The organism is Laspinema olomoucense D3b (genome assembly GCF_025370785.1).
Classification (GTDB): domain Bacteria; phylum Cyanobacteriota; class Cyanobacteriia; order Cyanobacteriales; family Laspinemataceae; genus Laspinema; species Laspinema olomoucense.
On record NZ_JAMXFA010000050.1, the window covers coordinates 37,195 to 43,194 of the forward strand.

Sequence of the window (6,000 nt, forward strand, 5' to 3'; positions counted from 1 at the left end):
TAGAACCCGAATCTGAATCATGAGTTTCCTTGGAGAGTGCAACATCAAAGATGAAGGAGCTTTAAACCCGCTTCCCGAGACCAAAATCCGGTTTTTGATAGCTTTACATGGATTTTTCCAGTTCCTCTTCCAGGAGTTGCTGATAAATGGTGGGTAAATAGGCGCTCATGGAATTAGTTTCAATCCCGTAGCCGAGACTGGTCCAAGTTCCCGAGAGCAGATATAAGACTTCATCTAATTTTCCTTGTTTCAATAATTCGGAAATGTTCACTCCCCACGCTTCTTCATCTTTTAGCCACGCATAAACGACTTTATCTTGGAATTTTGGTTCAAAACTATAGGATTTCCAAAACCAGGTGCCGTCGGGGTTAGGGTGGTAGCGTTCGGCCATTTCTTCCCAGGTTGTGGTGATAAACTGATAGCGACCGGCAGCGGTGCTACAGTTGTTGAGATTGGGTCCGGCGACGATTCGCACGCAGCGATCGGGATGGCGGTTGAAGTCGTCAATATATTGGCCGCCATAGATCACGGCGTAGGGCTGGTCCACGTTGGATTCACTGGCGGAAATGGTTCGCATCAGGGCGCGGATGTAGGGGTCACCATCCTCCATGACTAAGGGCGGTAAGGGGGCCATCACTGCGGGCGGCAGGGGTTCGGTGCGACGAAAGATGACGTTATAAAACAGCATAGGCAAGGCGATCGCCCCGGCCAGCAACAAGACAAACTGTCTGAATTTCGGGGGTTTTCTTCGCCGCTTAACTAGCGGGTTTTGACTCGATTTTAAGGGTTTTAAAGAAGATTCAGAAACCATAAGGGATGATGAATGATTCAGGAATTAGGGTTGATTTTCCAGTATTTTAGGTTTTATTAAACCGATGTAATTCTGCTTGATGCAGTTGGTTTTCTAGGTTCTAATTTAAGGAAAACCTGGAGCCAGTCGGGGCTATTTTCCGATATTAAATGCCCCTTGCGTCAGGTTCGTCACGCACCCTCTTAATGGAAGTATATAGAGCCTTTCTCTGGTTGGTGAATTACCTTAAGGATCCCCCTAAATCCCCCTTGAAAAGGGGGACTTTCCCGGCAAATCCTCTTTTTCAAGGGGAATTTTCCAGGTCCCCCCCGTGATAGAAACATTTATTCCTCTGGCTCCCCCCTTGTAAAGGGGGGCAGGGGGGGATCTCTGGGGGGAGCGAATAGACGTACCTCATGAATGGGAAAATTGCTATATCCAGGTTGATTAGCCCAGATTACGCCTAATTCTAACCGTGTTTGAATTAAACCACACTGGCAAATAGCTCAGGGAATGCTTGGGCTGGTGCTTCCGCATTGGTGACAATTTCCACGATTTTATTTCGGGCAGCCGGTTGAAATAGGGCTTCGACGCTGACTAAGGCGACTTTAGTTCGGGGAATGCTCCCTTCAAATAATTTATCCTGAGATTTCATGACGATCGCGGCTTCATCTTCGGTATTTTTTAATCCGCCTGGACGAACAATGGTGTAAGCTAAACCGCTGTTTTCGATATATTTTTCCGCTTGTCTTTTCCAGACTAAAATCAGCCAAAATAAATTGAGCGGATGGAATAAGTTAGAGACGCACAAGGAGGAAACCAGAACAAAATGTTCGATTCCCTTGACTTTGGCGACATCCACGAGGTGCTTGGTCCCTTCATAGTCAATGCGATAGGGTCCCGTGGGGTCAAAACTGGGAGTTGCACCCGTGGCGCATAACACCACAGTACAATCGGCGATCGCCTCTTTGAGACTCTGGGGATTCAAGACATCCCCCACCACTAACTCCACCTGGGGAGGTAAGAGTTGCTGACCTTTCTCCAAGTTCCGCACCAATGCGCGCACAGGAATCCCCCGCTTGACCAATTCTTCGACAATTCGTCGTCCCGTTTGTCCCGTGGCACCCGCTACAAATGCTTTCATCAGTTTTTTCGGTAAAATTATGGATTGAATGTGAAATTATTGCTGTTTTGCAATAGGGGGCAGCAGTTAGCACCCCAAACCTCCTCTAGTTTAAAAAATTTGGGGGCCGATCGCGATCGCCTAGGTTCGGATATCTACATCACAGAACCTTCCTTGGGTGATTGTTTATTATAGAAACGGATGCCAGCTCAACCTTGATTCCAGTCAAGGCGAAGCTTACCCCAATCAAGGAAAGTCGGGCAGAATTACGGATTTCCTCCCTTCCAAGGACAAGATAACGTAGAGAAAATAGCATCCAGCCACCTCGGTGGTCGTACAAAAACACAAACCCTCAATCAGGGAAGCGGTTATGCAGTCAGATATTTTAAACCATAAGCAAACATCCATCGATGGCGATCGCGAGGCATCTACCTCCGTTGCTTGTGAACCGATGTGGTTTCAGACTCATTTTGTCGGATGCATGGAAATGTATGCCGATGTGGAAACCGTTGCTGCCTATTTTGACGTTCACCAAGGATGGTTTAAACGCTGTGCTCGTCCGATGCAGGCAGATGCTTTAGGGGAAAATGGCTATGCTCTAACTATTGGGCGTTTTGGTGCACTCGGTTATGAAGTGGAACCGAAAATTGGTCTGAACCTCTTGCCACAACAAAATCGGGTTTATCTCATCGAAACGATCGCGATTCCAGATTATGTTCCCCCAGGTTATGACGTAGAGTTTAAAGCAGCCCAGGAATTGGTAGAAATTCCGGCAGATTATTCTAATATCAAACTCCGCCACACTGAGGACTTACCCGCCACTATGACTCGGGTGGAGTGGAATTTAGATTTAAAGGTGGGGGTTTGTTTTCCCAAGTTCATTCATGCCTTACCCCTCCCCCTCGTCCAAAAAACTGGCGATCGCCTCTTGGCGCAAATCGTTAAACAAGTCTCCCGTCGCTTAACCTACAAAGTCCAGGAAGATTTTCACTCCACCATCGGGCGCGATCGCCTGGAACTCTTCAAGAAAAAACGCGCCAAAACCTCCAACTTCGATCTATGTCGTCAATGTAGCGGTTCCAATGGCACTGGCGACGAGATCCCCGAGGAAGGCGAAACGCCCTAACAAATATCCGGTCCCCTCCCCGCTATCGTGGGGAAGGGACCGGAGGTGGCTGCATCCTAGGCGATCGCCTCGGGTCCTCGTGACGTGGCTGAAGCCGCGTCACGCACAATTGGCGGCTCTGCCGCCTCTAGCGCTGGTGAAGAGTTGAAGCAGTGACAAGTAAAATAGGCAGCGATTAGCCCTTGTTTGGGGACCGGAGGCAGAGGAGCCTCCTTAAGAGCGTGACGCGGCTTCAGCCACGTCACGAGGATAATCGGGTTTCTTGTCCTAGCTAATCTAAGACTGTAACGGCGTCTTAGGAAGCACTGCTCAGAATCTTTTGCACGATTTGCAATCCCGTGAAGGCTTGCCAGCCAAACAGGGTGAGCAAGGTCATATTCATCGCCACATGAGTCACTCTTGCCCAAGCAACTCCTTGCTGCATGAAGGGCACGAGGGAGGCGGAAATTGCCACCATTGTGGTCATGCCTAAGCCCACAAGCAGGTGCGGACCAAAAAACAGCTTGCCATTATTCACATAAGTGGCAGCCATACCCACAACGGTGCCGAATACCATCAGGGCCAACATCACGGACCCGATTTGGTAATGCTTAATATTGTATTTGCCCTTAATCAGCTCTTTTTTCTCTTCTCCGGTAGCTTGCCTGGTGCGCTTGAGTTTCACTCCCAGGTAAAGGGCATAAATAGAGAGTCCAAATAACACCCACATCAACAAGGGGTGGAAGAAGGTCAATCCCGTTTGTAACGGTGCGGGCAGTTCTATGGTCATGGTGTTCTCCAGATGGCATGAGGATCTTCATAAAACTTATCATAATTTGGGTCTGGAGACTTGAAAATCCCCCACCCTTAAGGGTGGCCCTACCTGAACAAAGCGGCGTTATTGTAGCAGTCGGGGATCCGGCGCGATCGCTCTTGGGAATATCTGCTTTGCGATCGCGGTTGATTGTCGGCTCCTTTCGCGATACCGTTAAATTACCCCGAGATTGAGTCGATCGCAGCAAATGCTCTCCAACCAGGATCTCTTATTAATTCAGGCGGCTCGAATTGGCAACATTCATCAAGTCATTACTCTGCTGGCTGAGGGTGCTCGTGTCAATGCCAAAGATCGAGAAGGCACAACCCCGTTAATGTTTGCCTCCCAAAAAGGTTACACAGAAATCGCCCGTCACTTGCTCGAAGCCGGTGCCGATGCGAATCTTCCCCGAGAAAAGTACGGCATCACCCCATTGATGTTCGCGGCAGCTAATCATCAGATTGATGTGGTCCGCCTGTTACTCTCCTCGGGAGCACAGGTGAACGCCCGGAATGATGATGGCAGTACGGCACTGATGGTGGCTGCACTCAAAGGCAATCCAGCGATCGCCGATTTGCTGTTAGCCCAAGGTGCACAACCCAATATCAAAGATAAAGATGACGATACCGCCCTCAAACTTGCCATTGTCGAGGGTCATATTGCTATTGTTCGGTCTCTCCTGGCAGCAGAGGCGAATTTAGAGGCGATCTCCAACCTCGATTCCCTCTTATTCCGCATCGCCCAGAAGGGGAATGCGGAACTGTTAGAACTGCTGATCCAAAAGGGTCTCTCCTGTCAAAAATACGATTGCGGCAGTGCCTTGCTGGAAGCGGCAGAACGCGGGGACCTGCCCATTGTGCAAATCTTGTTAGCGGGCGGGACTAACCCCAATGTTACGGATAAAGATGCTGAAACTCCCCTGCTACTGGCGAGCGATCGCGGCCATACCGAGGTCGTAATCGCCCTACTGGCCGCTGGTGCCGATGTCAATGTCAAAAATCTCGATGGCTTTACCCCCCTGATGGCTGGGGCATCTGGCGGCCATTGGGAGATGGTGCGATCGCTGCTGGATGCCGGTGCCGAGATTAATGCCAGCGATAGCGACGGAGAAACCGCCTTAAATTGGGCTGTAGTCGAAGGGTATGGCGATGTGGTCAACCTGTTACTCGATAGAGGTGCCGATTTCCAACGGTGCAATCGTTTGGGAGATACCCCCTTATTTGTCGCCGCCTTGCACGATCGCGCCGATATCGTGGCGGCCCTCCTCCACAAGGGTGCAGAGGTCAACCCCACCAACTTTGACGAAACCCCCCTCACCGCCACCGCTGAACTCGGCCATCTGGACACCATCCGAGTCTTACTAAAAGCCGGTGCCAACCCCAATGCCGTCTCCACCGGAGGCAGAACCGCCCTGATGAAAGCTGCCGATCGCAATTTGACCGAAGTTATCGAGGTCCTTGTTGCTGCCGGTGCCGATGTCAACCGTCAAGATGAAGCTGGGGCCACCGCCTTGATGTGGGCCGCTCATCGGGGTTTTGAGGAAGCGGTGTACCTTTTAATCTCTGCCGGTGCCAATGTTAATCTTAAAAATCGCGGAGGTTACACCGCCTTGGCGATCGCGGAGTTTAATGGCTACAAAAAAGTGGCGCGATCGCTCCGGAATGCCGGAACTCAAGAATAAACAGAAGAGACCTCTCCCCTAAGAGGGGAGGTAGGGCTGTTTCATTCTAAAATTTTCATTACCCCATAAGCTTTACAGCCCAAGGGTTTTCGGTCTGATTTCCTAAGTTTAAACTAAGGACCACCCCGCCCCTACGGGGCACCCCTCCACAGGAGGGGAATTTTGGGGCTGATTCCCCTCCAAGGGAGGGGTGCCCCTTCGGGGCGGGATGGTAATTCCCCTCCCTTGGAGGGGTACCCCAAAGGGGCGGGGTGGTAATTCCCCTCCCTTGGAGGGGTGCCCCAAAGGGGCGGGGTGGTAATTCCCCTCCCTTGGAGGGGTGCCCCGAAGGGGCGGGGTGGTAATTCCCCTCCCTTGGAGGGGTGCCCCAAAGGGGCGGGGTGGTAATTCCCCCCCACAGGAGGGGTGCCCCAAAGGGGCGGGGTGGTAATTCCCCCCCACAGGAGGGGTAGGGCTGTTTCATTCTAAAATTTTCCCGACGCCCTAG

General features: G+C 51.1%; 8 protein-coding genes. 4 read left to right on the forward strand and 4 right to left on the reverse strand.

Annotated features, from left to right (window positions below):
- Positions 1-103: 103 nt before the first annotated feature.
- Both NG792_RS25465 and NG792_RS25470 read right to left on the reverse strand, forming a co-directional pair.
- The gene (locus NG792_RS25465) at positions 104-811 is read right to left on the reverse strand and encodes a glycoside hydrolase family 24 protein (protein ID WP_261237255.1); all 708 of its coding nucleotides are present in this window, start codon (positions 809-811) and stop codon (positions 104-106) included.
- Positions 812-1,274: 463 nt separating this feature from the next.
- Positions 1,275-1,934, reverse strand: a complete 660-nt coding sequence (locus NG792_RS25470; protein ID WP_261198621.1) for an NAD(P)H-binding protein — start codon at positions 1,932-1,934, stop codon at positions 1,275-1,277.
- A gap of 30 nt (positions 1,935-1,964) precedes the next feature.
- On the opposite strand from NG792_RS25470, the gene NG792_RS25475 reads away from it, so the two are divergent.
- Both NG792_RS25475 and NG792_RS25480 read left to right on the forward strand, forming a co-directional pair.
- Positions 1,965-2,108, forward strand: a complete 144-nt coding sequence (locus NG792_RS25475) for a hypothetical protein (protein WP_261198622.1) — start codon at positions 1,965-1,967, stop codon at positions 2,106-2,108.
- Positions 2,109-2,283: 175 nt separating this feature from the next.
- Positions 2,284-3,039, forward strand: a complete 756-nt coding sequence (locus NG792_RS25480) for a DUF1997 domain-containing protein (protein ID WP_261198623.1) — start codon at positions 2,284-2,286, stop codon at positions 3,037-3,039.
- Positions 3,040-3,095: 56 nt separating this feature from the next.
- Here the strand turns inward: NG792_RS25480 and NG792_RS25485 are convergent, their stop codons facing one another.
- Both NG792_RS25485 and NG792_RS25490 read right to left on the reverse strand, forming a co-directional pair.
- The gene (locus NG792_RS25485; RefSeq protein ID WP_261198624.1) at positions 3,096-3,284 is read right to left on the reverse strand and encodes a hypothetical protein; all 189 of its coding nucleotides are present in this window, start codon (positions 3,282-3,284) and stop codon (positions 3,096-3,098) included.
- Between the two features lie 50 nt (positions 3,285-3,334).
- On the reverse strand, positions 3,335-3,808 hold the full coding sequence (locus NG792_RS25490; protein WP_261198625.1) for a DUF4079 domain-containing protein: 474 nt from the start codon (positions 3,806-3,808) through the stop codon (positions 3,335-3,337).
- 83 nt (positions 3,809-3,891) lie between these two features.
- Here NG792_RS25490 and NG792_RS25495 point away from each other — a divergent pair, with 83 nt between their 5' ends.
- A complete protein-coding gene (locus tag NG792_RS25495) occupies positions 3,892-4,026 on the forward strand; it encodes a hypothetical protein (protein WP_261198626.1) in 135 nt (44 codons plus the stop codon).
- Positions 4,023-5,513, forward strand: coding sequence for an ankyrin repeat domain-containing protein (locus NG792_RS25500; protein ID WP_317619524.1), 1,491 nt, complete (start codon positions 4,023-4,025; stop codon positions 5,511-5,513). Before NG792_RS25495 ends, NG792_RS25500 begins: the two co-directional genes overlap by 4 nt.
- Positions 5,514-6,000: the final 487 nt, after the last annotated feature.